Genomic DNA, 25811 nt, shown 5'->3' with positions numbered 1-25811 from the left:
GGAGGAGAAATGAATAAAAAGAGAATAATTTCTTTTTTGCTTGCTTTTAGTATGCTGCTCGGGACTTTAGTAAATCCATCGATGGCAAATACAAGTAATCCTAATGAAGTAAAAGAAGTAAAAGAAGTAAAATATGAAATTCAAGAAATTGATGGCAAGACCTATAAGGCCTACAAAGTTTCTGACTTAGGGTTAGAAAATCCTGAAAAATTACTAACACCTAAATATAGAACTAGGGCAGCTGGTGATCCAATGGAAAATTGGATTAGACTCAAACTTACATCAAACACAGTTGGATTAACACTTGGAAATGATTTTAATTTTAAAGTGTATGTCGCTTTAAAAGAAGATGACACTAAAATAGCAGAATCTACAATTAATCCAACAGAAGAAGATATTGAGGAACAATCTTTTTATTTTGTAAAAACGAAAGATTATGATGAGAATAACGAAGATCATAAAGATCCAACTAAGTGGTATTTAATAGTACCAACCGACTTTAGATATGAAATAAGGCTTGAAGTTGAAGATGGAGGAAATTTTGATACTGAAACAGTGACTCTTACTGTGGCTCAAAGAGCTATGCCTCTATATAAGGCTGTTTGGTTTACTAATAATAAAGAAGAGCAAATACCAACTGTTAAAGCTATTTATCGTGATGGAAAAAATAGGCCTCATGAAGTTGAACTTAATAAAAATGAGTTAGATCCAAATGAATATAAGTCTGTTTCTAATGAAGGTGGAGAACTTTATGTAAGTCAAAAAAGAGTAGTTGTTAAAGATGAAAATAAAGGGACTATTCCTAGACACGATTTCTTAGTTAGTGACATGAAGGGCGCTGTTCTTTGGAGACTTATCATAGACCAAAATGGAGAAGAGAAGACTAAGGGAACTATTGAAAATGGAGATACAAAATACCACTTCAATATAACTGGAGACTATAAGACTCCTTTCGTTTCTACAATGAGAGAAGAACTAAAAGTTAAATTTGATCCAAATGGAGCTAAATTTGACCAAGCAGTTAAAACTGAACAACCAATAGGACACTCCATGAAAATAGGGGAAGCATTTGGAGACTTAGCAGCTGTTGAAATACCAAAAGCAAATCAAATCACAAACATTCCACAAAAAGACAACAAAGACCAAGAATTTGTTGGATGGGTTATTGATGAAGCTAATAAAGATCTAGACTTTAGCAATGGACAAAATGCAGATAAACTTGTAGATCCAAATGGATATGAAGTAAAAGAAAATAAAACATTCTACGCTGTATACGCACCAGTAGCTCAAGGTAGAGTTGCAGTTCAATATGTAGATGCAGAAGGCAAAGCTATTAAAGATATATACAAGATTCAAGGTAAAGATTATCCAAAATTTGCTGAAGGAAACAAGGGGGAAGATGTTAAAAAGGAAACAATTCCAGAGCCAGACTTTATCGGATATGAAAGAAGTGGGAATATCGATGTAACTGGTAAAAAGTATGACGAAAATGGTAGATACACAGTAGAAGTTCCTTACAAAAAACTTGACAGTATTATTCCTGAAAAAGATGGTAATGGAAATGATAATCCTAAGGTAACAGAAAATATTAAAAAGCATTATGCAAAAGTAATTTATCAAGTTGATGACAAAGATTCTAAAAAAGCTGAGCTACAACTTGATGGTGCAAAAGCAAAATCACCTCTTGTTTACTATGTAAATCCAGTTGAAGGAATAGAAATAAAAGATGTAGCAGATGTAAATGCTGTTTCAATGAATGACAATCTTTACAAGGTAGACGCTAATAATATGTGGACATTTAGCTCAAAACCTAATTCTACTATTACAAATAAAAGTCACAAAATAAATAAAGAGAAAGAAATTACTTTAACAGCTATTGTTGCTGATAAAACAGCAGCTAAGTTTATTGATAAACTTAAACCGGTCGACATTAAAGTTTGGAAAGATGATACGGATACAGACGGTTCAAAAATCGACTGGAAGAAAGGTGTTGAACTTAAAGCTAAAGACGATACTCTTCAAGGGATTTTAAATGAAACTGAAACTAAATATGCAGACGCAACAACACCTGCTAGAAATTCAAGTACAGCACAAAAAGATCCATTTGAAGGTACAATTAAGATAACATTTAAGGACAAATCTACTATTGAAGTTCCAAAACAAAAACTATATGTATCAGAACACAAGGTTGAGGAAAAGCCAAATACTGATCCTAAATATATCAATCCTGATAATCTACCTGACAACAAGATTAAGGTTGAACTTAAACTTGGTGAAGGTGTTAAAGTGGGAGATACAAATGGCGACAAAACCAACACTGTTGTTCACTCAACATTCTATATCAAACCAAATACAGGACTTGCCGAAGCTGATTTCCCAACATTAGATGTTCAAACAGGCTATAAAACAGGTACTGGAAAATGGGATAAAGATAAAACCACAGTATTCCCAGGAAGATTAAAATCTGATAACAAAACTTACGAAGATGAAAGCTTCATTGCATCAGCTACAAAACTAGGTGATGGATCAGTTAAGATTGAATACTGGGCAGATGGAAATAAAATAAATGATCCTTCAAATGATATTTCAGCATACAAACTTCCTAACAAGACTTATATCACTGAAAAACAAGGCACTGAAGATGCTAAAGTACAAGCAACTGATTTAACAAAAGACTACCACGACCTAATTGGATATGAAAAAGATACTACACAGGGAACAGGTGGTATTGAAATACCAGCAAATGCAAAGTATGAAACTAAAGATACAAATATAAAAACAGTTAAATTCCACTACAAGAAAATTGACGACATTGTCGTACAAAAACCTGGTGATACAAAACCAGCTGGTTATTTAAAAGTTACTTTTAAAACGGCAGATGCTAATAAAGGAAAATTATGGCTAAAGACAGATACTCAAGCAGATGAACCAACTGATAATGCTGGATTAGTAGAAGAACTTGTTTACTATGTAAATCCAAATAATGCAACATTAGATTTAGAAGCAAATAAACTAAGTGGTAAAAAGGCTAATGGAACTGAGGACATCAATGTTGAAGTTTATTCAAAAGTTACAGATGGTAAGAGCAAGGTAAAATTAAATGACTCTAGCAAATACGTTTGGGATAAAAATCCAGCAGATGCAATTGACAGTAACAAAAATGTTAAGAAAAATGTTACTTTGACTGTCCAATATGAAGCTCTTACGATAGCAGAGATTATTACAAAAGCAAATCTTGCACCAGTACCATTGAAGGTATGGGTAGGAGATACTATACCATGGAAAGACGGAGTTAAGGTTGCCGATACTGTAACTGATGAAACATTGAAGACAACTATAGAAGGTTATTTGAATGATGCAAAAACTTCATTTAATGACCATACAACTCCTGCAAGAACTTCAAAAGAAGAAGCAGCAGAAAAAAATCCAAATAAAGGAACAATAAGAGTAACATTTAGCGATAAGTCATATATTGATGTTGAAAACCAAGATTTATATGTAATACCTCATATAACAGGTCCAACAAATAACAATACACCAGATGATGCACTAGAAGTAACATTTAAGCTAGGTGAAGGCGTTAAAGCTGGAAGCACAATTGGTGCAGCAACACCTGTAGAATATGGTAAGTATAAAGTAAAACCAAACACTAACCTTGACAAATATAAGTTAAAAATTGCTGGAACTGAAGCAACTATCTTCGATCATATAAATGCAGAAGTAACAGAACCTACAAAATATACTGGCGTTGTATGGGAAGCTAAAGCACCTAATAAACCTAATGATCATGTGGTAAGAAGTGATAATGACGTATTCACAGCTAAAGCTTCAAAAATATTTACTGTAACACATGTATTTAAAGGAATTGACGCAGATAAGGCAGACAGACCAGAAATTGCTGCAAATGATTTACCAGAAGAATTAAAAGCTGGAACTAAATCATTAATTCCAGCAGACAAAACAGTAACAGCAAAAGAAAACTATTCATATACACCTTCTAATATCGATAAAAAAGTTACTCAAACTATTAAAGATGATCAAGGGAAAGTAACTGCTGTATATGAATGGACATTTAAAGAATGGGATCCAAAGGAATTTAATAACATTTCAGAAAATAAAACTGTAACTGGAACATGGGAAAGAAGACAAGCTACTTCAGAAAAACCTACAGTTAACCCAGTTAAACCTGGCGACAAGAAAATCACAGGTAAGGGTGAAAAAGGCTCTACGATTGAAGTTGTAATTCCAAATCCTGAAGATCCAAACAAACCAACAATAATTACAACAACTGTTAAAGATGATAAAACTTGGGAAGCAGAAGTACCAAAAGGAAAAGAACCAAAAGATCAAGATGTTATCAAAGTAACTCAAACTGAAGAAGGTAAGAAAAAATCTGCCCCACCAGTTGAAGTTACAGTTAAAAAAGATACACCATCAACTCCAACAACTCCTACAAAACCAGAAACACCAGATAGAGTTCATGGTGATGACAGAGTTGAAACTGCTATCGAAATCTCTAAGAGATACTTTGGACAAGCAGACACAGTAATAGTAGTAGATAGAAAAGATTTCCCTGACGCAATGACTGCATCAGTATTATCAAAGCTATTAAAAGCACCTATCCTACTAACAGAAACTAACAAGCTTGACCCAAGAGTAGCAGCAGAAATTCAAAGACTTGGAGCAAGAGATGTAATAATCGTAGGTGGAAACTCATCAGTATCAGAAGCAGTTAAGAAAGAATTAACTAAATTTGATAAAGATAATGTAGAAAGAATCTACGGTAAAGACAGATACGAAACTTCAGCACAAGTTGCAAGAAGAGTAGTAGGAATAACAGGAAAACTTGGACATGCAGTAGTAGCATCAGGAGAAGTATTTGCCGATGCACTAACAGTAGCACCATACGCATCAAGAGAAGGCTATCCAATACTACTAGTTAAATACAATAGCTTACCACCAACAGTAGCAAAAGCTATAAAAGACCTTTCAATAACAAAGGTGACAATAGCAGGTGGATATTCAACAGTATCTAAACCATTAGAAAAATCACTACCAACAGTAGTAGAAAGACTAAGCGGGCCAACAAGATACGAAACAGCTATTGATATAGCAACTAAGAAGTTTAATACAAACAAAATATTCTTAGCAAATGGAGAACAATGGATGGACGCACTTGTAATAGGACCAGTAGGCGGTATCTTAGATATGCCAATCCTATTAACACAAGCAAACAGCGCACCAAAATCACTAAAAGACTATATCGCTAAAGCAAATATCGAAAAGATAACTGCAATTGGTGGTAGAAGTATGGTAAGTGATAGAGTTCTTAATGAACTAAGTAAGTAAGTTAAAAGAAAAGAACTTGGGAGAAATCCTGAGTTCTTTTTTTGGTTGTGGGAAATGAGAAGTTTGATGCGTGATGGGGACTAGCGAGATTTTCTAAAAGAAAATCTCGAGATGTTTCGACTCGCTACGCTCGCTCAACATGACAATACGGGCGTTTTATGCATTTGATAAATCAAATGCGAGATTCTTCGACTTCAATTTTTACTTCGTAAAAATTTTCGCTCAGAATGACAGTACTAGGTTTCTTATTCCTGAAATGAAGTCGATGAATGACATAACGATGGATTTTATTCCTAAGAGCAGGGTTTTATCTTTTAAAAAGACTAAGATAAAACCCACAAAAAAAAGAAAGCCTTGTTCAGCTTTCTTCTTACTTATTTCTATTTTCATTTCTCATTTCAACATAGTTTCTACTTGCGATTTTTAACAGTTCTATCACTCCATCGATTACAATTTTTCTTTGGTCTGATGGTAGGTCTTTCAGGGATATGGTCAGTTGTCCCAAGGTTTTTATAACGTTTCTATTGGATAAAATAAGATTGAATTCGGTTTTTCCAATTTGGTCGAAAAGATCGTAGACTGCTTCGAAGAAAAGCTCCCTATTTTTGCTGGACACTTTTGAAATCCATTGTTTTAGTGTGAACTCTGCAAATTTACTTTCTTTTGAAAGGTGGTCCAGGTATAAAAAGTCCCGTCCTGCTATTTGCCAATTATACATGTCATGTTGTTTTAATGGATCTTCTTTTGATGAAACTATTTTTTCTTTGCCTTCTCTTTCCAGTAATGTGCCAACGATGGAACCTTGTGGTATATAGTTTGTCATCTTTTCTTTTGCTCTTTTTCGAACTTCGTCCGTTAGGCTTTCTTCTGTAAGGCCTGGACCGTCGAAGTTAAATGCTCGAATTACTTTTTCGTAGACTTCGCTTTTGCATTTTGTTAGGCTATATAGGGACAGGTTTCCACCCTTTGAGTGACCATTTATAATTATATGTTCATATTCTTTTGCGACTTTTTCTAAGTATTTCAGTGCGGAAAGTTGTGATGGAACTGAGTCTAAAAAGCTCATGTTAAAGTCTTCTTTCCATCCAATAAGCTCTCTATTTGTTCCTCTAAAGGTCACCATGGCGATTTCATTTGGTAGTAAAAAGGTCATGGCGGCAAATTGTTTTTGAATTTCTATATCGGTTTCGCTTTCGAATTTTACAACTTCAATATTTTCGAAACGCTTTGTCTTAATGACTTCTGTTAAAAGTTTTTTATCTTCTGGGGTAACTAAGTTTTCTTCAAGGTTTTCTTTCTTTAAAAGCTCCTCTCCAAGGTCTTTTATGCTCATGGATGAAAAGTTATTTATTAGTTCCAGTGGCAAATAGGACAGCCTTGCAAAAATCGATGCGTCTACTGGGCTTAGTCCGTCAATGTCTATGGTAATATCTCCTCTAAAGTTTAAATAGTCGTAGTAGTGGTAGGGCATTACTGATCCTCCCTAGTTTTTATTTTTCTTTTTACTGCAAAGTAGACTCCAAATATTACAATGGCAAAGCAAATCAAGGCGTAGATACTATTATAAATAATTTGGTTTGATGTCTTTGTATCTATATCTACCTTAATGTCATCACTAACTTTTGAAATATCGTAGGTGATGTGACTTCTGTCGTTGTCTTGATGTATTTTATAGTGATCCAATTTTTCGATATTATAATAGACCGAGTCCCTTGTGTATAGTTTAAACAGCAGACTCTTGTTGTAGGTAACTGCAGTATATGTGTCCCCAGTTTTAAAAATCAAAAGATGGGATGATTTTGTCTTTTCATCTAATAGGAGTTTTGTGTCCGTCTCATCTTCTGGAACGTATTTCAGTAGAAAATTAACTGCGTCGTTTTCTAAATTTCTTTTTGAAATTGTGTAGACTTTGCTTCCGTCAATTATAAAAATAAATATAAATAAGGAAAGGACCGTAAGAAGCACAATCTGTAGTCTCTCTTTATTTTTCATTAAATCGCTCCTTTAATGATATAATCAAAATAGGTGATTATTATGTTAAAAATTCTAATTATTTTGTTTATGATTGTTCTTGTAAGGGAAATCATTGAAACTTTGAGGAGTAAAAAGATTCCATTCCCACTAAATAATGTACTGAAGAGGGATGGCCTCTATATTTTGTACACAGCTACTTTAACTGTCATACTTGCAGTACTTTTATTAGTTTATTTTAAGGGAAATCTTCCTACAGTTTAAGTTTATGGCTATCTCTCCATACTTCGTCAATAATTGCGCATCCAAGGCAGATTTCATCTTTATATAGCACTGCCGCTTGGCCCGGGGTCACTGACTTAACATGGTCGTAGGTTATTTCCACATGGCTTTCGTCTAAAAATTTTACATGAACAGGGATATCCTTTTGTCTATACCTGAACTTTGCTGTGCAATCAAACTCCTTTGGAAGTTTTTCAACTAGTGCAGTTGAAAACTGTGACGCCAGTAGTCTATTTGAAAATAGATGTTCATTTTCCTTTCCTTGACATACGATTAGCTCATTTTTTTCTATGTCTTTTCCACATACAAACCAGGCTTCGCCGTCGCCGCCGATTCCAAGGCCACGTCTTTGTCCGATGGTGTGAAACATCAGCCCTTCGTGTTCTCCCATAACTTCTCCGTCAACTGAAACCATTTTGCCCTTTTGTGCTGGAAGGTAGTTTGAAAGGAACTCGTTGAAGTTTCTTTCACCTATAAAGCAGATTCCAGTGGAGTCTTTTTTCTCTGCTGTGGCAAGTTTATGTTTTCTTGCAATTTCTCTAACTTCTGATTTTTCCAGGTCGCCAATGGGAAAAATTACATTTTTTATTTGCTCTTGTGAAAGCATGCTTAAAAAGTATGACTGGTCCTTATTGTTATCCACGCCTCTTAAAAGTAGTTTTGATGAGTCTTTAGCTTCTCCAATTCTTGCATAATGTCCCGTTGCCACTAGGTCGAAGCCAAGGTCGTAGGCAAAGTTTAAAAAGGCTTTGAACTTTATTTCCTTATTGCACATAATGTCTGGGTTTGGTGTACGTCCCTTTTTATATTCGTCTAAAAAGTAAGTGAACACTCTGTCGTAGTATTCCTTTTCAAAGTTTATGGAGTAGTAGGGGATTTCCAGTTGATTACAAACCTTTATAACGTCTTCGTAGTCTTTTTCTGCGGTACAAAATCCGTTTTCGTCTGTATCGTCCCAATTTTTCATAAATATGCCAGTAACGTCGTAGCCCTGTTCTTTAAGCACCACTGCCGCAACAGAGGAGTCAACGCCACCGCTTATTCCTAAAACAACTCTCTTTTTAATTTGAATCACCTTTTCTAATGTAAATTTCTTTTATTTTTTCTACCGTATATTTTACGTCTTCAATATTATTAGTGAAACCAAAACTAAATCTAATAGACCTTTTTGCCCTTTCCTCTCCATAAATCGCCTTTATAACATGGCTTTCTTCCAGTGACCCAGCGGAACACGCTGACCCTGCCGATGCACAGATGCCGTTCATATCAAGGTAGGTCAAAAGAAGATCTGACTTTATAAATGGAAAGTATAAATTTAGTATGTGGTCACTGGAGTTTTCCAAATCCCCATTAATTTCAAATGGAATTTCTAGAGAATTTAATTCGTTAATAAAGCTTTGTTTAATCTCTCTTATTAAATCCCTTTCCAAAACTATTTTATCATAGGACTTGGCCATGGAGTAGGCACCCATAACAAAGGAAGTTCCACCACGACGCTTCTTTTCCTGTTCGCCGGCGTAGATTAGGTTGTGAATGTTTTTGTTACAGTAGAGAATTCCAAAACCATTTATGCCGCCGATTTTATGTCCAGAAAGGCTTATGGAGTCAGCCCTTTCAAAGTCGAAGTCCTTGTGGCCATAGCCTTGTACGTTGTCGATGTGAAGGTGAACGTCTTTATCCGTTAAAACGGCAGAGATTTTTTCAAGGTCTTGTACAACCCCAGTTTCGTTGTTAACAAGGGTTAGTATAAGTACGGTTTTGTCATCCAGATTTTTCTCTAAATCATCTATAACAATTCGTCCATGTTCATCAAGTTTTAGGTACTCAAAATTGGAATTTAAATTCTTTAGTGAATTTATAACAGAAGAATGGTCCGTTTCTGAACATAAAAATTTATATCCAATACCGGTGAAGTGTCTAATAATGGTGTTGTTACCTTCCGACGCTCCAGAATTAAATATTATATTGTCTTTATTAACACCGAGGGAGTTTGCGATTTTCTCCCTAGAGTCTTCTAAAACTTGCTGAGCCTTTCTTCCCATTCCATGAAGGGAGTGGGGATTTGCGTCGAATTTTTCAAAATTATTTAAAACATCTTCAAATATTTCGCGTCTTTTTATTGAAGTTGCTGCATAGTCAAAGTAAATCATAATACCTCCATAAATACTTATTTTATCACATTTAGGTTATGTACTTCCATAGGTTGAAGGCATTTGTATGGGGTATATGATAATAGAGGTGATATAAATGAAATTTAAACCGATACATTCATGTATTAGAGTTGTTGATTTAGAAAAATCTGTAGAATTTTACAAAAATGCATTCGGATTTATTGAAACAAATAGAAAGGACTATCCAGATGACAAGTTTACACTTGTGTATATGGCACCGGAAGAAGGGGCCTTTGAAATAGAACTAACCTATAACTATGGACACGAGCCATATGACATAGGCAATGGCTATTCCCATATTGCATTTGAAGTGGAAGACCTTGAAAAGCATCACGATGAGCATAAGAGCAAGGGATATAGAGTGACAGATCTGGGAGGCCTTTCCGATGCAAAGAGACCAAGCTTTTACTTTATAACAGACCCCGATGGATATGATATAGAGATAATAAGAGCTTAACAGGGAAGCTACGCACCCTGTCATCTTGAGCGGAAAAATTCCAGAGGAATTTTGAAGTCGAAAGATCCCGGACACTTTCTTTAAGAAAGTGTCAGAAAGCGACCTCGAGATTTTCTCTGAAAATCTCGGCAAAAGGCATAAGTTTATTGTCAAAGTTTTTTGTAAAAACTTTTATTAAAAATTTTATTTTGTAGGGTGAAAGCCCTACAACTTTTTATTACTAACATACTTCCTAATTCAACCAAGGGGAAAGCTAAGAAACCTTTTCGTATGGTTTCTATCGCTTTCCCCTTGAAATCCCCTTTTTCTTACCTTCCAAACGATTCAGAACTGGCCGTCCTGAAAACCTGCTTTGGAAGAGGAAGAAAATCTTGCTGGATTTTCTTCTGTTTAATAAATATATTTTCTCGAATTTCTCATTCTAACTTCTCACTATATATTATGGCATGCAACTTTATGTCCAGGACTTACTTCTACAAGCTTAGGACATTCTTTTGAACAGATATCTGTCTTAATTGGACAGCGGCCTTGGAAGACGCATCCTTCTGGAAGGTCTATTGGGCTTGGGATTTCTCTGTCGCCATGGCTCAATACTTTTTCTCCTGTAACTTCTGGTTTTAAAACTGAATTTAAAAGTTCTTTTGTGTATGGATGAAGTGGGTTTTCGTATATATCCTTACCGCTTCCAACTTCAACTAAATTGCCAAGGTATAGAACTCCTATTCTATGGGATATGTGTTGTACCATTGCCAGGTCATGGGCAATAAATAGATAGGTTAGTCCCAGTTCTTTTTGTAAATCTTCTAGTAGGTTTACTATTTGTGCCTGTATTGAAACGTCCAGTGCGGAAATTGGTTCGTCGCATAGTATAAACTCAGGGTCTGTGGAGATTGCTCTTGCAATTCCGATTCTCTGTCTTTGACCACCACTAAATTGTCCTGGTTTTTTATTCATAATCTCTTGTGATAGTCCAACTTTTTCTAATAGCTTTACAACTTTTTTTCTAGTTTCTGCATCGTTTAGTTTAAGTCTTGTCTTAATTGGCTCTGCAATTATTTCATAAACTGTTAGGGTTGGATTAAGGGAAGAGTATGGATCTTGAAAAATCGCCTGAATTTCATTTTGCATAGTCTTCTTTGTGGCTTTGTCGTTTATATCTTTGCCTTTGTAGTACACATCGCCTTCTGTTATGTCATGTATTCCTGTAATACATTTACCTAAGGTGGACTTTCCCGAGCCAGACTCTCCAACTAGTCCAAATGTTTCGCCTTTATATATTTCAAGGTCAATTCCATCTAGTGCCTTTAAATATTTTTGCTCTTCAAATACCTTTTCTTTTTTCACAGGGAAGTATTTTTTTAAATTTTTAATTTCAAAAATCTTTTCCATATCTACACCTCCACCATGTGACAGTAAACCCTATGGGTAGGGGATACTTCTTTTTTTGGTAATTCTTTATTCTTGCATATGTCCTGTCTTAAACTACATCTATCATAAAATGGACATCCCTTTGGATTTTCTGTTATAACAGGTGGGTTACCTGGTATTGGAACTAGTCTTTCTTTTTCTCCAATTCTTGGAAGTGATGCTAAAAGTCCCTTTGTATATGGATGAAGTCCATTTGTAAAAAGTTCCTTTGTGGTTGCTTCTTCCATTATCTTTCCACCATATAGCACGATAACTCTGTCACATGTGTTTGCTACAACTCCCAGGTCGTGGGTTATTAGTAGGGTGGACTGGGAAGAGTTTTCGTTTATATTGTTTAAAAGCGTTAGTACTTGCGCCTGTATTGTAACGTCTAGGGCAGTGGTAGGTTCGTCTGCAATAATAAGTTTTGGCTCTAGACAAAGACTCATGGCAATCATAACCCTTTGTTTCATTCCACCTGAAAACTCGTGAGGATATGATTTTATTCTGTTTTTTGCATCGGGAATTCCAACTAAGTCCAAGTACTTTATGGACAATTCTTTTATTTCCTTTGTACTTAAATCTTTTCTATGTCTTTTTATAAGTCTATACATTTGCTTTTCGATGGTGAAAAGGGGATTTAAAGATGTCATTGGGTCTTGAAACACCATGGATATTTCGTCGCCTCTAATGCGCCTTAAAGTCTTTTCATCAGCATCTAGCATGTTTACTCCATCATAGATAATTTCTCCGCTATACTTAGACTTGTCCTTCAATAGATTTAATATGGACTTTGCAGTTACTGATTTTCCAGAGCCAGACTCTCCTACAATGCCAAGGGTTTCATTTTCGTATATATCAAAACTCACATTGTTAACGGCGTAGGTAGTATATTCCTTTCCTGGAAATTCTACATTTAAGTTCTTTATTTCTACTAATTTCATTGTATCTCCTGTCTATAATAGTCTCCAATTACATTAAAGCAAAGTACGGTTAAAAGGATTAAAAGCCCTGGGAACAGTGCCAAATATGGTGAAGTGCCTAGGTATTGTTGAGCATCTTTTAACATTGAACCCCAAGAGGAGTTTGGTTGTCTTACTCCAAGTCCAAGGAAGGATAGGGAAGACTCAGTTAATATGGCTGATGCCACGTTGACTGTTGCCGCAACTGTAAGTGTGGGAACTATATTTCTAAGAATGTGCTTTGTCATAATCTTTTTGTGACTAACACCGATTAACTTTGAATAGGTTACATAGTCTCTTTCTTTTACTGTTAAGGTCTCTGCACGAACTAACCTTGCAACACCCATCCAGCTAAATAGTCCGATGATGATGATAATGTTTTGAATACCTGGTTTTAGTGCTGCGTTTAAAATCAGTATTAAGAAGAATGAAGGTATACTCATAAGTATGTCGACCATTCTCATTAGTATCATATCAACTTTGCCACCAAAGTATCCTGAGATAATTCCAACGAAGGAACCAAGTATGGTGGAGATGACTACTGATAGTACACCAACTGTAAGGGAAGCCCTTGCGCCGTGTAATGCCCTTGCAAAGTAATCACGACCTAGGTCATCGGTACCAAATAGATTTTCGCCATTTGGTGGAACCAGTGCATTGGTTATGTCCGTATCAATGCCATTTTTAGGGTACAGGTCAGCAAGGATTGCCGACAATATAAAGATTAGTAACACCGCTACGGAAAGTTTGACTCTAAGGGGACTCTGTTTTAATTTTTTAAAAAGATTTTTCATTAGTTCATCTCCTTTATTCTAGGGTCTACAATTCCATAAAGGATGTCGGAGATTAAATTTCCAAGGATTAATAGTACAGAAGCAAACATTGTTGTTGCCATGATTAGTGGGTAGTCTGCTGTGAAGATGGCATTCATACCAAGTTGACCAAGGCCTGGCCATCCAAAGATACTTTCAGTTATAAATGCGCCTGAAACAAGTCTTGGTAAACTCATTCCAACTAGTGTGATAAGTGGAAGGAGAGAGTTTTTTAAAATACTTTTAAAGAAGAGTTCTCTCTTTGAACTACCTTGGGCAAGCTCTGTCATAACATAATCTTCTTTTAGTTGGTCTGTTACCCTTGCCCTTACATATCTACTTATTACAGCTGTGTCGCCTATGCTAAGTGTAAGAACTGGTAGTATAGAGTGCTTAATAAGGTCTGCTGTGGTTTCAACGCCAAGGGTTCTCATTCCGATTGAAGGAAGGAGTCCTAGTTTTAGTGAAAAAAGATGTACCAGCATCATGGCAAACCAGAATGAAGGTATGGATATTCCTATGTAGGAAAGAAGTGTAAAAATTTTATCCACTATACCTCCCTGGTTCATTCCGGAAATAATACCGATAATTGTGCCGATTATAATTGAAATAATAAATGCGCTTCCCATAAGTCCCAGGGTTGCTGGAAGTCTTTCAGTAACTTGGTCAAGCACAGGTCTGTGATTTGAAAAAGAGTAACCAAAGTCGCCTTTTAAAATATCTCCCGCCCATCTTTTGTATTGAACGACATAACTGTCGTTAAGGCCCATGTTCTCCCTGATTCTTTCGATGTCTTCCACAGTGGACTCAGGTGTTATCATCGCCCTAACTGGGTCAGAGGGTGCGATTCTTACAAGCAAAAAGGAAACTATGGAAATAGTTATTATCATAGGTATGGTTTGTAAAAGTCGTCTTAGTATAAGTCTTGTCATAATATCTCCTAAATAAATGAACAATCCCATGAAGGGACTGTTCATTGTGTTATAGTTTTATTTAGATTCAATCTTGTTGAAGTAATCAAACATATGAATAGGTGCAGGGTTTGCTGCGTCTAAGTTTGTAAAGTCTTTACGAACTGCAAGTATAGACTTAACATTTGCAACAGGATATTCTACTGCATCTTCAGCAAGAATTTGTTGAATTTCTTTATATAGCTCTCTACGTTTAGCTTCGTCAGTTTCTACCTTAGCTTGTTCAAATAGCTCATCAACCTTTGGATTGCTGTAGTTACTGAAGTTTTCAGATGAATTAGTATTAAAAATTGAAGCATAAGAGTCAGGGTTGTCTCCCATTACATATCCGTTTATAGCCATGTCAAAGTCGTGGTTTGAACCGTCTAATAATTTTTCAATGAATGTTGCTCTTTCCATTGGAAGAAGTTCTACATTGATTCCAACTTCTTTAAGCATTTCTTGAATTAATAGACTTTCTTTTTCTTGAGCAGGGCTTCCTGAAGTGTACATTAACTTAAGTTCTAATTTTTCCTTGCCAGCTTCTTTTAAAAGTTCTTTAGCCTTATCAACATTGTAGTCATATTTTTCAACGTCATCACTAAAGAATCCAGTGTTTGTTGCGAATGCTGAATATGCAGGATCTGCATAGTCTTCACTTAAATAAGTTCCTTGAATAAGTTTAGCTTTATCAATTGCATAAGAGATAGCTTGACGAACCTTTACATCTTTTAGGTTTTCAGAGTCAACTCTAAAGAATAGATTGTCAACCATTCCTTCAGGGAAGGTAACAATTTCAAAGTTGTCATTCTTTTCAAACTTAGCTACGTCTTTTGGTTTGATATATGAAACAGAAATTTCGCCGTTTTCAAGTGCAACCATTGATGCGTTTGCATCAGGAATAACTTTATAAGCTATGCCATCAAGCTTTGCAACGTCGCCATGGTATTCATCAAATCTTTCAACTTGGTATAACTCACCAGTCTTGTGTTCTTTAAATTTGAAAGGACCACTACCAATTGGTTAAGCATTCTTTGGACTCTTAGCAATTTCTGCTTCTCCTTCAAATACATGCTTTGGAATAGGAGAGATACCAGAAATTCCTTCAACGAATGTCATATCTACCTTAGGTAATTTGTATTCTATTGTCTTGTCATCAACTTTTTTATACTCAACAACACCAGCGTCAGACTTAAGAACATTTTGTCCCTTAGCATTTTGCTTATCATCTAATATGCTGTCATAGGTAAAGATAACGTCATCAGCTGTTATGTCTTTACCATCATGCCATTTGATGCCGTCTTTTAACTTTAGTGTATAAGTTAAGTGGTCGTCTGATGGAGTCATAGACTCAGCTAAACCATCATATACAACTTCACCTAACTTAACATGATATAGGGCATCATAAAGTACATTTGAAATAGTTAATGAAACTCTGTCGTTTGCAAATAGAGGGTTAACAGATGTTGGATCTGATCCAATACCTAAAACCATTAATCCACCTACTTTGCCAGAACCTGTTTCAGTTCCTTCAACAGCCGGTGCGTTAGGAGCATCGGTTCCTTTGTTGTCTGCTGGCTTTCCACATGCAGTTAATATGAATGCAAAAGCCATGAAAATTGCAAGTAATTTTGTTTTTTTCATTTTTGCCTCCTGAAAAAATTTTTTGCGCTATATAATTTAGCATATTTTTCACCGAATGGCAAATTATGTTTAAAGTATATTAGTTAATTTAATTTAGGGATAATAATTTGTTAAATAACTCAACATACTGCTAAAATTCTACAGCCAATAATTGTATACCCATTTAAGAAAAAATAAATAAAAAAATAAAATAAAAAATAATTCCGACAAAAAAAAGACATCCCAAATGGGATGCCTATGGAGCTCACTGCCGGAATTGAACCGGCGACCTCTTCCTTACCATGGAAGCGCTCTACCTACTGAGCTAAGAGAGCAGGTATTGATTATTATATAGTAGGGGTTTTGTTTTGTCAATGAGATTAAATTGCATTTACTTCATGTAAAACACCTGAATAAAATAAATGATTTTTTGTTGGCTGAGGGAAGCAGAAAGAAAATTCCTGAAGAAATTTTCTTTCAACATTTCTCAACTTTATTCTATTACACTTTCAATCGCTTTAACAGATAGCCTCTTCACGTTTTCTATTTTTTCCTTATCAACCACTATAGGGTAGAGATTTTTATTTAACATAGGGAAGTTTTCGTCCTTTAAGTCCAGGTCTGTTATAACGCATGTACCTATGGTATTTTCATTCAAATATCCCCTTATGGTTTTAAATCGAAGTACGTAGTTTAAGTCTTTGCTAAATAAACTAAAGGTATTAAATTCAAGGTTCATATTTATAAATTCACCCATATTTAATAGCAATATATCAAAGTAATCGCCTTCTTCTTTAAAGCTATAGGGAGTCATTTTAATTTTTTTGCTATATAACTCCAGGTCCAATTGGTTTTTAATCAAATCTTTTTTCACCGCTTCATAAAGTTTGTATAAATTTTTTATATGTCTTTCTCCATGTGCAAAAACTTTTTTTAATGCAACTTCGTCATTATTCTTTTCGTATTCTTTTATAAGTTTTATTACTTCCTTTGCTTCAAGTTCGCCTGTGTCTTCTGAAGTAAAATATTTATACACATCTTTAAATTTATGGCTTTGAAGGTCCAGCAGCTTATATAATTTTAAAAATGAATACAGGTCGAAGTTTTCACTTACAGTAATTCTATTTGCCTTTAGGAATGGAATGTCAAAGCTACCTCCATTGTAGGTTATTACTTTTAAATCTTTTATGTCATTTTCAAATACTTCCCTATCTAATGGAAATCTATATTGTTTTAAATTTTCACCGTCGTATAGATTTGCAAGAAAAATTCTATTTTTATTTCTGTCTATTCCCGTTGTGATTATACTTAGAAAAGTTTTTTTATCATTATGGCAGAAGAGTTCATTCATTTAATATCACCTCTCTTAGTGTTATAATTATTTTAGCACAGTATGAAGGGATGGTTTAATGATTTATTTTGATAATGCTTCCACTACTAGGGTTAGACAGGAAGCTGTTGATATAATGGTGAAGGCCATGAGGGATGATTTTGCAAATCCTTCTGCACTTCACAGCTTTGGCCACAGGGTTGAAAAGGAGGTAGATGTTGCAAGGCAAAAGGTTGCACATGCCCTTGGTGTTTCTGCAAATGAAGTTTATTTTACTTCTTGTGGAACTGAGGGAAACAATATTGCAATTGCAACTTTCCATGGAAGCTCTGGAGAGTTTATTACGACAGAGCTTGAACACTCTTCTGTTAAAAGGGCCTATGAAAATCACAATATAAAAAATTTAAAGATTCTTTCCGTTGATAAACATGGTAAGATTAGCCTTGATGAACTTAGGGACTCCATTAATGAAAACACCAAGATGGTTTCTGTTATGCATGTGAATAACGAAATTGGTATCATAAATGATATTGAGGCCATTGGAAAGATTATTAAGGAAAAGAATCCAAATACTATATTTCATGTGGACGGCATTCAAGGTTTTGGCAAAGTGCACCTTGATTTAAAAAGGGCATTGGTGGATGTGTACACAATTTCTGGACATAAATTCCACGCGCCAAAGGGCATTGGTGCCATGTATATTAAAGAAGGTGTAAATTTAAAGCCGGTAATATATGGTGGTGGTCAGGAGAAGGGAATGTCTTCTGGTACTGAAAATGTTCCGGGGATTCTTGCCATTGGTGAAATGTGCGAAATCATGAGTGAAAATTTGGAAGAAAATTATGAAAATGTAAGTAAGGTAAAAAATTATTTGATTGAAAAGCTAGAATCATTGGGAGATGTAATTATAAACTCCAAAGGGGAACACCACAGCCCATATATTTTAAATGTGTCTTTAAAGGACGTTAGGGGAGAGGTGCTACTTCACTACTTGGAGTCAAAGGAAATGTATGTGTCCACAGGTTCTGCATGTAATAAAAATAATGTAAGCCCAGTTATTCAAGCCATAAAGGTGCCTAAGGAGTATGGTCTTGGCACTGTTAGAATTTCCTTTAGTGACGAATCCACCATGGAAGAGGCTAGGGAGTTCTTTGTTGAGTTTGAAAGAGCGGTTAATGATATTAGATCTATTGTAGGGAGAAGGTAATGAATTGGTATTTATCTGTAAGCTTTGGAGAGCTTGCACTTAAGGGAAAAAACAGAAAGACTTTTGAAGACAGAGCCGTTAAAAAAATTATGGATTCTGTTAAGGATTTTGACATAGAAGATCATTATAAGGATCAGGGAAAGTTATATATTAAGGCTAATAAAGACGACTTTGACGATATGATTGACCATATTAAAAAGGTCTTTGGAATTGTGTATATTAGTCCTGTAATTAGAGTTGGAAGATCCGTTGAAGAAATTGAAAAGGGAGCACTTCAATTAATAGAAAGCAAAAATATTACGGAGAAGACCTCTTTTAAGGTGGAAGCAAAGAGATCTGACAAGAGTTTCCCCGTTAAGTCACCGGAACTAAATCCTAAAATTGGTGGAGCTATATTAAAGCAGTATGGCTCAAAGATGTATGTTGATGTGCATAACCCAGACATTATGGTTTATATTGATGTGAAAAATCATATCTATATTTACTCCGACAAGATAAAGGGCTATGGTGGACTACCTATTGGCTCTTCAGGAAGGGGACTACTACTATTGTCCGGTGGTATCGACAGTCCAGTGGCAGGCTTTTTACTTGCAAGGCGTGGCGTTGAAATATCGGCGTTGCACTTCCACTCATATCCTTTTACCAGTGACCGTGCCTTTGAAAAAGTTCATAAACTTGCAGAAGAACTTTCATATTACACAGGTAAAATTACCATGTACTCCATAAATCTTCTTCCGATTCAAAGGGAGATTAATGAAAAGTGTAGAGCCAGGGAGATGACAATTCTTTCAAGGCGCTTTATGATGAGGATTGGAGAAGAGATTTCTAAAAAGCATGAATACAATGCCCTTATAACCGGGGAGAGTCTAGGACAAGTGGCAAGTCAGACCATAGAGTCCGTTAGTGTAATAAATCAAGTTGTGTCAATGCCGATTTTAAGACCGTTAATTGGAATGGACAAGACGGAGATTATTGAAATATCTCGTGATATTGGAACTTATGAAACATCAATCCTTCCTTTCGAAGACTGTTGTACGGTATTTCTTCCAGACAGGCCTGTAACTAAGCCGAGACTTTCTGATATTTTAAAGAGCGAAGAAAATCTTGAAGTGGACAAGCTTGTGGAAGATGCAATAAACAGCATGGAGATTTATGAAATAGATGTGGAGTAATGGGTTACTAAAATCTATTTGGGTAAATATATTATAGGTATAAACCTAAATTTAAACCTAAATTGATTTTTGAAAAGGAGTGATAACATGAAAAAAGCTGGCGGAGGAGTGCTTGCAATTATAGCCATAGTTGTTATTTTGGCAATTGGAGCATTTAGCACATATAACGGACTTGTAGGACTTGACGAAAATGTAAACAACTCCTATGCAGATTTACAAACAGCCGTTCAAAGAAGGGCAGATTTAATCCCAAATCTTGTAAATACTGTTAAGGGATATGCAAGTCATGAGCAAGAAACACTTACAAAGATAACTGAAGCAAGGGCAAAGGTTAATGAAGCAAAGGGACCAAAGGAACTTTCTGAAGCAAACGCAGAACTTACTAAGGCCATTGGCGACATAAATGTGGTTGTGGAAGCTTATCCTGATTTAAAGGCAAATCAAAACTTTATACAACTTCAAGATGAACTTGCGGGAACTGAAAATAGAATTGCCGTAGCAAGAAAAGACTACAACGGCGTTGTTAAGACTTTTAATAGCAAAGTTAGAAGATTTCCTACAAATATCTTTGCAAAGATGTTAGGATTTTCACCAAGGGATTACTTTGAAGCAGATCCTGGTGCAGAAAATGCGCCATCAGTTAACTTTGGTTACAAAGTTATAAATATGATTGGATAATGTTATGAAGGATAGAAAACTAAAAAGATTTTTTCCTATCCTTCTCGTCCTTACAATAATTTTTTCAACCACATCAAGCTTTGCAAAACTTAATTTGCCAAGTCCCACAAAGGAGTTCTACTACTACGATGAAATGGGAGTTATTTCTGAAGAACTAAAGAGTGAAATACTAAAGACCAATGTAGAACTTCAAGGAAAGACAAAGGCACAAGTTGTAGTTGCAACGGTAAATGACTTACAGCAGTATCCTATTGAGGAGTATGCCCTTGAAATGTTTAGAAAGTGGGGCATAGGCGACAAGGAGTTAAATAATGGAGTGCTTATTCTACTAGGAAAAGAACCTACAACGGAAAAGTACTCTATCTATATTGCAACTGGTTATGGCCTTGAAGGAAGGCTTAATGATGGTAAAGTTGGAAGAATTATAGATGAATTTTTTATTCCTCATATAAACAGGGACGACCCAACTAGTTTCGACGAAGGCCTTAGGGAGACTTTCAGAGCGGTTATATCACAGGTTATTTTGGAATATGATGTAGAACTTGATGGAGATTATGAAAAGTACATGAACAGACTGGATAGTTCTGAAGAGGTCAATGGATGGGTAATCCTTCTAATCATCATAATACTTATTCTACTTTCAAGATACAGAACGCCAAGGGGACCTCGTGGTAGAGGATATAGAAGGGGATACTCCCCATGGAGCTTTGGAGGATTTTCTGGATCAAGTGGAAGCTCAGGTGGATTCGGAGGCTTTTCCGGTGGAGGAGGTTCCAGCGGAGGCGGAGGAGCAGGAAGAAGTTTTTAATAAAAAAACATTTAGGAAGCTACGGCTTCCTTTTTTTGTTAATAAAAAAAGCTTCCACCGTAGTAGAAGCTCTTGATTAAATAAATTTGTCTTTTATATTCAACCAATACCAGTTGTTGTTAAATTGTAATTTGTTAATCCACTTGTCGGAAGTCTTAATTTTTATGCAATCAAAGTTGTCGCATAGTACATTCATTCCGTCATTAATAACCAGTGTTCCCGCCTTGTCCTCTGGGCGTCTCTTTAAAGTAAGTACCGAGTCACTTGGCAACACCAATGGGTTTAAAAGCGAACGATAGGCCTTGGAGTTAATTGGTGCAAGGGGTGTAAGTTGATAGCCTTTTAAAGACCTGTACAATACAGCCCCACCTGCAGAGTAGTTATATGCGGTAGAGCCAGATGGTGTTGACACAAGAAGTGCATCACCGGCAAAGGTCTGTAAATGGTTATCGTCAATAAATACATCTAAGTGGATTATGGAAGTGTCTTCAGATCTAATTACAAACTCGTTCAGTGAGTTATGAAAATATTCTTTATGTTCCCTTGAATAGACTCTTCCTTCTAATAGGTCAAGCTTTTCAATGTCGTAGTCACCGGCAACAAATGTCTTTATGAATTTATCTATTTCTAGTACGGATATCTCTTGGAAAAACCCAAGGGTTCCAGTGTTAATACCTACAAATGGGGTGCTACTAAAACCTGTTTTATGAACTGCCCTTAAAAAAGTTCCGTCGCCGCCAATACAAATATTTAAAATTGCATTGTCATCTAATTCGTAAGTGCCCACATATCCTAGGGCTTCAAATTTATGTTTTAACTCTTCTGCAATGATTAGAGATTTTTCCGACCCGTTGGTCATTAAATTTATAATTTTATTTTCACTCAAAGGTATTACCTCCTAATATTTAGATTATAACAGAAATCAAAAGTTTATGTTTAAAATGATTTCATTGGGTATATATAATAACAGAGTGGGTTAGTAGAGAATAAAAATATAATAGGGATTTGAAATTATATCTTGCATTTTATATAATAAAGATAGCCTTAGTGACAAGTCCTGTTATATAAACCTACACTGACTATAAGGGACGACGGAAGTTCTTACTTTGATGGAAAGCCCTCAAGAGGGGACTTCAGATATTTAAGACAGTCGACCCACCTTCACATACTGAAGGTTGTTATTTTGCAGGAGTCGCTAGGGTTTTTAATTTAAATTTTTTGGAGGTAAGAAATGAGTATACTAGATTACATTGATGAAAAGAGAAAACAAAAAGAAAGAGAAATCAGAACAGAACTAAGATTAAAACAATTAGAAGATGGACTTAAATCAGTTTCAACTGTAGCAGCTGGAGCATTAGCTGGACTTGCTGTTGGTGTTTTATTTGCACCTAAATCAGGAAAGGAAACTAGAAAGGACATCGCTGACTATACAAGAGAAACAAAGGATGCATTAGCAGAAGAAATCGTAAATGCAAAAGATACTATTGCTACAAAGACTCAAGAATTTAGCGATGACGTTAAAGATAAATATGACGAAATGAGAAATAAAGGATACACTGAACTTGAAAAAGTTGCAGGAGAAGTATCTGATAGAGCTCAAAGCTTCGCTGACAAAACTGCAGACAAGGCTGAAGAAATTGGTAAAGATGTAGCTAAAAAAGCTGAAGAAGCTGGTAAAAAAGTTGCAGAAAAGACTGAAGAAGCTTCTAAAGAAATAAAACATGACACTAAAAAAGCAGGAGATAAAGTTTCAAAAGCTGCTGATAAAGTAGAAAAAGAAGCTAAAGACAACAAATAGTCTAAGATATTAGAAAGGAAATAGATAATGGATTTAACACAATATTTTCTAATCTTGGTTTATATATGCTTAGCGGCGTTTCTTATAGCTTTAACAGTGTTTGTGTTTAAATTAGTTGCAACAATTAAAGAAATTAATAGCACAATCGAAAGAAACCGTAATGATATTGACGCCTCTTTGCGTAGTGTAAGGGAAACTACAGAAAATGTTTCGCTTATTACAAGAAAATCAGATAGATTGATTGAAGATATTTCACCTGATGTAAGAAATATAACAAACTCTGTGTCAAATGTGACATCAAATGTTGATGGAGTTGTTTCAGATGTTACACATACAGTTGAATTTGTTGCAGAATCTGTAGTAGATGGAGTTGACAATATCAAAAATAGATTCACATCACCATCTAGAGGTATTAAATCTACAATTTTTGATAGCTTGAGTTCTGTACTTTCAATCTTTAAGAAATAATATGTAAAGGAGGGCTATGCTCTCCTTTTGTTTTTGAAATGCTTATTGATAAATTTTCAAATATTTGATAATATTTTATTGGTGAGAATAGTGCAAAAAATTAAAATAATATATAATCCTACTTCAGGGCATCAACTATCAAAAAATTCTGCACACAACTTGGCGCTACAATTATTGGATCTCGATTATATGGTGAAGTTGTCACCAACAATATATAAGACCAGTGCGTATGACGAGACTATAAGTGCAGATAGGGATGGCTTTGATATAATAATAGCCTGTGGTGGAGATGGTACTGTGAATGAAGTCGTAAATGCCATGGCAGAATTGAAAAGTTCCATGAAATTAGGAATTTATCCTACGGGTACTGTAAACGATTTCGCTACATATCTAGGACTAAATGGATTTACAAGAGACTTAGTAAGACTTATAAAAAACGATTTTTATATTCCAGTTGATTTAGGCCTGGCAAATGATAAATACTTTGTAAATGTGGCAGCTGGAGGGAAGATTGCAAGCATAGCCCACGAAACTGACAGGGCACTTAAGACGGTTTTTGGAAAGCTTGCATATTATGCAGAAGGTGCAAAGGCTGTCCCAGATGCATTATCTTCTGGATTTAAGATGACCTACACAGTTGACGGTGAAAAATATGAAGACAACGCTTTAGTGTTTCTTGTATCAAATTCATCTTCCATTGGAGGATTTTCAAAAATTGCCCCAAAGGCTTTGGTTACAGATGGATACTTAGATGTAATAATTATAAAAGACACAGGCAATGTTAGGGATGTGGCTTCAATATTTTTCAAAATATTTTCTGGAGAGCATGTGGAGGACGATGCAGTTGTTTACTTCCACGCAAAGGACATCCATGTTGAGTCGGAACAACCGGTGGAACTAGATATTGATGGAGAGGCCTTTGGTACAACGCCTATTGATATTAAAGTCGCTGATTATAAACTAAAAGTTTTTACAAATATAAAGGAGTGAAGAAATTGTCATCACCTACAATAAAAGATGTGGCAAAACTGGCAGGAGTTTCTATTTCTACAGTTTCAAGAGTAATGAATGACTCTAAACCAGTAAGCCCAGAGTCGAGAAGAAAAGTTCTTGATGCAATTGAAAAACTAGATTTCAAACCCAATGAACTAGCAAGATCTTTAGTTATGAGAAGATCTAATCTTATTGGTGTTGTCGTAAAAGACATAGCCATTTCCCATATGACTGAAATGGTTAGGGGAATTGAAGAAGTTGGTAGAATGTATAATTATGACATTCTTCTATCCAGCTTTTATGGCGACTTGGATTTGGCAAAAAAAATTATAAACTTTATGTTTACTAAGCAAGTTGAAGGTATAATTCTTGTTTCTGAAGATGCCAACCCAGAGCTTGTGTATATGTTAAACAGCCACAAGGCTCCATTTATGCACCTAGACAAGTTCTACGATACTGACGATACATATTCAGTAAATGTGGACTATACTAAAGCATCTAAGGACATGACTGAGTTCTTAATTGAAAAGGGACATAAGAATATTTTATTTATCAAGGAATATAGTAATGCTAAGATTGGCCTTGAAAAATTAAAGGGATATAACGAAGTTGTAAAGAAAAACAATTTAAAACCATTTGAAATTTCTGTAGAAGGTGTAACCGACAGAGAAGGTTATAATCATGGTGAAGAAATTTGGGAAGTAATAGAGAAGGAAGGCATAACAGCTTGCTTCTTCTCTGAAGATGAACTTGCCATAGGATTTTTGAACTATTGCTATGATAATAATAAAAATGTTCCTGAGGACATTTCTGTTGTAGGTTTTGGAGACATAAAAATAGCTTCTCTATATAGACCAAGACTTACTACTGTTAGAGAGCCTTATTATGATTATGGCGCAGTAGCCGTAAGAAAAATTATAAAAAATCTGAAGGATAAGGAAGACATAGACAAGGTTACAATTCTTCCAAGCAGTTTGATTGTTAGGGAAACAGTAAAGGATTTAAATTAGTTATTGTTGATAATTTATAAATCAAGTGATAGACTAATTATAAGGATAAATTTTAGGAGGAAAAAATGGTAGAAAAAACCTTAGTTGTAAAAAATGAAACAGGTTTACATGCAAGACCTGCTGCATCATTAGTTCAATTTGTTAAAAATTTTGAAGGCACTGTAGAGCTTATTAAAGATGGAAAAACTGCAAATGCTAAGAGTATTTTCAACGTTATGGCCTTAGGTGTTTCAAAGGGTTCTGAAATAACTGTAAGAGTTTCCGGTGAAAACGAACAAGAAAACTTGGACAAGCTTGTTGAGTTCATAGAACACTTAGCAGAGTAAAAGTAATATATATAAAGGATGTTTATCATCCTTTATT

The 25811-nt window shown here is 35.3% G+C and carries 22 protein-coding genes, 1 tRNA gene and 1 pseudogene; 12 read left to right on the top strand and 12 right to left on the bottom strand.

Going from position 1 to position 25811, the window contains the following annotated elements; all coding sequences use genetic code 11:
* Positions 1-9 precede the first annotated feature (9 nt).
* Entirely contained in the window at positions 10-5349 is a 5340-nt protein-coding gene (locus tag WKS98_RS07620) for a cell wall-binding repeat-containing protein (protein ID WP_498918251.1), read from the top strand.
* A gap of 370 nt (positions 5350-5719) precedes the next feature.
* Here the strand turns inward: WKS98_RS07620 and WKS98_RS07615 are convergent, their stop codons facing one another.
* Both WKS98_RS07615 and WKS98_RS07610 read right to left on the bottom strand, forming a co-directional pair.
* Positions 5720-6820 carry an Mbeg1-like protein gene (locus tag WKS98_RS07615; protein ID WP_498918249.1) on the bottom strand — a complete coding sequence of 367 codons (1101 nt, stop codon included), beginning with the start codon at positions 6818-6820 and terminating at the stop codon, positions 5720-5722.
* Positions 6820-7341, bottom strand: coding sequence for a hypothetical protein (locus WKS98_RS07610; protein WP_498918247.1), 522 nt, complete (start codon positions 7339-7341; stop codon positions 6820-6822). The genes WKS98_RS07615 and WKS98_RS07610 overlap by 1 nt, the downstream gene beginning before the upstream one ends.
* A 42-nt stretch (positions 7342-7383) precedes the next feature.
* On the opposite strand from WKS98_RS07610, the gene WKS98_RS07605 reads away from it, so the two are divergent.
* Entirely contained in the window at positions 7384-7584 is a 201-nt protein-coding gene (locus WKS98_RS07605; protein WP_498918245.1) for a hypothetical protein, read from the top strand.
* Here the strand turns inward: WKS98_RS07605 and mnmA are convergent.
* Complete coding sequence (mnmA, locus tag WKS98_RS07600; RefSeq protein ID WP_498918259.1) at positions 7574-8674, bottom strand: tRNA 2-thiouridine(34) synthase MnmA; 1101 nt, start codon at positions 8672-8674, stop codon at positions 7574-7576. The genes WKS98_RS07605 and mnmA overlap by 11 nt on opposite strands.
* Complete coding sequence (locus WKS98_RS07595) at positions 8664-9752, bottom strand: cysteine desulfurase family protein (RefSeq protein ID WP_498918243.1); 1089 nt, start codon at positions 9750-9752, stop codon at positions 8664-8666. Before WKS98_RS07595 ends, mnmA begins: the two co-directional genes overlap by 11 nt.
* 97 nt (positions 9753-9849) lie before the next feature.
* Between WKS98_RS07595 and gloA the strand changes: the two genes are divergently transcribed.
* Positions 9850-10230, top strand: coding sequence for a lactoylglutathione lyase (gene gloA / locus WKS98_RS07590; protein ID WP_498918241.1), 381 nt, complete (start codon positions 9850-9852; stop codon positions 10228-10230).
* Positions 10231-10662: 432 nt separating this feature from the next.
* On the opposite strand, the gene WKS98_RS07585 is transcribed toward gloA, so the two are convergent.
* The 7 genes and pseudogenes from WKS98_RS07585 to WKS98_RS07555 form a co-directional block, all read right to left on the bottom strand.
* Complete coding sequence (locus WKS98_RS07585) at positions 10663-11619, bottom strand: ABC transporter ATP-binding protein (RefSeq protein WP_498918239.1); 957 nt, start codon at positions 11617-11619, stop codon at positions 10663-10665.
* A 2-nt stretch (positions 11620-11621) separates the two neighbouring features.
* On the bottom strand, positions 11622-12581 hold the full coding sequence (locus tag WKS98_RS07580) for an ABC transporter ATP-binding protein (RefSeq protein ID WP_498918238.1): 960 nt from the start codon (positions 12579-12581) through the stop codon (positions 11622-11624).
* Positions 12578-13393, bottom strand: a complete 816-nt coding sequence (locus WKS98_RS07575; protein WP_498918236.1) for an ABC transporter permease — start codon at positions 13391-13393, stop codon at positions 12578-12580. Before WKS98_RS07575 ends, WKS98_RS07580 begins: the two co-directional genes overlap by 4 nt.
* A complete protein-coding gene (locus tag WKS98_RS07570; RefSeq protein WP_498918234.1) occupies positions 13393-14343 on the bottom strand; it encodes an ABC transporter permease in 951 nt (316 codons plus the stop codon). Before WKS98_RS07570 ends, WKS98_RS07575 begins: the two co-directional genes overlap by 1 nt.
* 57 nt (positions 14344-14400) lie before the next feature.
* Positions 14401-15855, bottom strand: a pseudogene (locus WKS98_RS07565) (ABC transporter substrate-binding protein).
* A 388-nt stretch (positions 15856-16243) separates the two neighbouring features.
* Positions 16244-16319 (bottom strand) — tRNA-Thr (locus WKS98_RS07560).
* Positions 16320-16477: 158 nt separating this feature from the next.
* Positions 16478-17335, bottom strand: coding sequence for a ribonuclease H-like domain-containing protein (locus tag WKS98_RS07555; RefSeq protein ID WP_498918232.1), 858 nt, complete (start codon positions 17333-17335; stop codon positions 16478-16480).
* A 58-nt stretch (positions 17336-17393) separates the two neighbouring features.
* On the opposite strand from WKS98_RS07555, the gene WKS98_RS07550 reads away from it, so the two are divergent.
* The 4 genes from WKS98_RS07550 to WKS98_RS07535 all read left to right on the top strand — a co-directional run bounded on the left by WKS98_RS07550 (position 17394) and on the right by WKS98_RS07535 (position 21179).
* Positions 17394-18521 carry a cysteine desulfurase family protein gene (locus WKS98_RS07550; RefSeq protein ID WP_498918231.1) on the top strand — a complete coding sequence of 376 codons (1128 nt, stop codon included), beginning with the start codon at positions 17394-17396 and terminating at the stop codon, positions 18519-18521.
* On the top strand, positions 18521-19693 hold the full coding sequence (gene thiI / locus WKS98_RS07545; protein WP_498918229.1) for a tRNA uracil 4-sulfurtransferase ThiI: 1173 nt from the start codon (positions 18521-18523) through the stop codon (positions 19691-19693). Before WKS98_RS07550 ends, thiI begins: the two co-directional genes overlap by 1 nt.
* 87 nt (positions 19694-19780) lie before the next feature.
* The gene (locus WKS98_RS07540; RefSeq protein WP_498918227.1) at positions 19781-20371 is read left to right on the top strand and encodes a LemA family protein; all 591 of its coding nucleotides are present in this window, start codon (positions 19781-19783) and stop codon (positions 20369-20371) included.
* 4 nt (positions 20372-20375) lie between these two features.
* Positions 20376-21179 carry a TPM domain-containing protein gene (locus WKS98_RS07535; protein WP_498918225.1) on the top strand — a complete coding sequence of 268 codons (804 nt, stop codon included), beginning with the start codon at positions 20376-20378 and terminating at the stop codon, positions 21177-21179.
* A gap of 76 nt (positions 21180-21255) precedes the next feature.
* Here the strand turns inward: WKS98_RS07535 and WKS98_RS07530 are convergent, their stop codons facing one another.
* Positions 21256-22038, bottom strand: a complete 783-nt coding sequence (locus WKS98_RS07530; protein WP_498918257.1) for an NAD(+)/NADH kinase — start codon at positions 22036-22038, stop codon at positions 21256-21258.
* A 372-nt stretch (positions 22039-22410) separates the two neighbouring features.
* On the opposite strand from WKS98_RS07530, the gene WKS98_RS07525 reads away from it, so the two are divergent.
* The 5 genes from WKS98_RS07525 (at position 22411) to WKS98_RS07505 (ending at position 25774) form a co-directional block, all read left to right on the top strand.
* Positions 22411-22977: a YtxH domain-containing protein gene (locus WKS98_RS07525; protein ID WP_498918224.1), complete on the top strand. Its 567-nt coding sequence runs from the start codon at positions 22411-22413 to the stop codon at positions 22975-22977.
* A gap of 27 nt (positions 22978-23004) precedes the next feature.
* Positions 23005-23445, top strand: coding sequence for a hypothetical protein (locus tag WKS98_RS07520; RefSeq protein ID WP_498918223.1), 441 nt, complete (start codon positions 23005-23007; stop codon positions 23443-23445).
* 90 nt (positions 23446-23535) lie between these two features.
* A complete protein-coding gene (locus tag WKS98_RS07515; RefSeq protein WP_498918222.1) occupies positions 23536-24435 on the top strand; it encodes a diacylglycerol/lipid kinase family protein in 900 nt (299 codons plus the stop codon).
* 5 nt (positions 24436-24440) lie between these two features.
* Positions 24441-25448, top strand: a complete 1008-nt coding sequence (locus WKS98_RS07510) for a LacI family DNA-binding transcriptional regulator (RefSeq protein ID WP_498918221.1) — start codon at positions 24441-24443, stop codon at positions 25446-25448.
* 65 nt (positions 25449-25513) lie between these two features.
* The gene (locus WKS98_RS07505; protein WP_498918220.1) at positions 25514-25774 is read left to right on the top strand and encodes an HPr family phosphocarrier protein; all 261 of its coding nucleotides are present in this window, start codon (positions 25514-25516) and stop codon (positions 25772-25774) included.
* Positions 25775-25811 lie beyond the last annotated feature (37 nt).

Source organism: Lagierella sp. ICN-221743 (assembly GCF_037890055.1).
In the GTDB taxonomy this organism is placed as follows: Bacteria; Bacillota; Clostridia; order Tissierellales; family Peptoniphilaceae; genus Mediannikoviicoccus.
Note: the sequence above shows the minus strand (reverse complement) of the source record. Positions and strands in the feature narration are given on the sequence as shown.

Coding starts and splice junctions, on each gene's coding strand:
- WKS98_RS07595 (WP_498918243.1), bottom strand. CDS start 9,752: ATGATTTACTTTGACTATGCAGCAACTTCAATAAAAAGACGCGAAATA.
- thiI (WP_498918229.1), top strand. CDS start 18,521: ATGAATTGGTATTTATCTGTAAGCTTTGGAGAGCTTGCACTTAAGGGA.
- WKS98_RS07555 (WP_498918232.1), bottom strand. CDS start 17,335: ATGAATGAACTCTTCTGCCATAATGATAAAAAAACTTTTCTAAGTATA.
- WKS98_RS07610 (WP_498918247.1), bottom strand. CDS start 7,341: ATGAAAAATAAAGAGAGACTACAGATTGTGCTTCTTACGGTCCTTTCC.
- WKS98_RS07605 (WP_498918245.1), top strand. CDS start 7,384: ATGTTAAAAATTCTAATTATTTTGTTTATGATTGTTCTTGTAAGGGAA.
- WKS98_RS07550 (WP_498918231.1), top strand. CDS start 17,394: ATGATTTATTTTGATAATGCTTCCACTACTAGGGTTAGACAGGAAGCT.
- WKS98_RS07540 (WP_498918227.1), top strand. CDS start 19,781: ATGAAAAAAGCTGGCGGAGGAGTGCTTGCAATTATAGCCATAGTTGTT.
- WKS98_RS07570 (WP_498918234.1), bottom strand. CDS start 14,343: ATGACAAGACTTATACTAAGACGACTTTTACAAACCATACCTATGATA.
- WKS98_RS07615 (WP_498918249.1), bottom strand. CDS start 6,820: ATGCCCTACCACTACTACGACTATTTAAACTTTAGAGGAGATATTACC.
- WKS98_RS07575 (WP_498918236.1), bottom strand. CDS start 13,393: ATGAAAAATCTTTTTAAAAAATTAAAACAGAGTCCCCTTAGAGTCAAA.
- WKS98_RS07530 (WP_498918257.1), bottom strand. CDS start 22,038: ATGACCAACGGGTCGGAAAAATCTCTAATCATTGCAGAAGAGTTAAAA.
- WKS98_RS07535 (WP_498918225.1), top strand. CDS start 20,376: ATGAAGGATAGAAAACTAAAAAGATTTTTTCCTATCCTTCTCGTCCTT.
- gloA (WP_498918241.1), top strand. CDS start 9,850: ATGAAATTTAAACCGATACATTCATGTATTAGAGTTGTTGATTTAGAA.
- WKS98_RS07585 (WP_498918239.1), bottom strand. CDS start 11,619: ATGGAAAAGATTTTTGAAATTAAAAATTTAAAAAAATACTTCCCTGTG.
- WKS98_RS07580 (WP_498918238.1), bottom strand. CDS start 12,581: ATGAAATTAGTAGAAATAAAGAACTTAAATGTAGAATTTCCAGGAAAG.
- WKS98_RS07525 (WP_498918224.1), top strand. CDS start 22,411: ATGAGTATACTAGATTACATTGATGAAAAGAGAAAACAAAAAGAAAGA.
- WKS98_RS07505 (WP_498918220.1), top strand. CDS start 25,514: ATGGTAGAAAAAACCTTAGTTGTAAAAAATGAAACAGGTTTACATGCA.
- WKS98_RS07620 (WP_498918251.1), top strand. CDS start 10: ATGAATAAAAAGAGAATAATTTCTTTTTTGCTTGCTTTTAGTATGCTG.
- WKS98_RS07520 (WP_498918223.1), top strand. CDS start 23,005: ATGGATTTAACACAATATTTTCTAATCTTGGTTTATATATGCTTAGCG.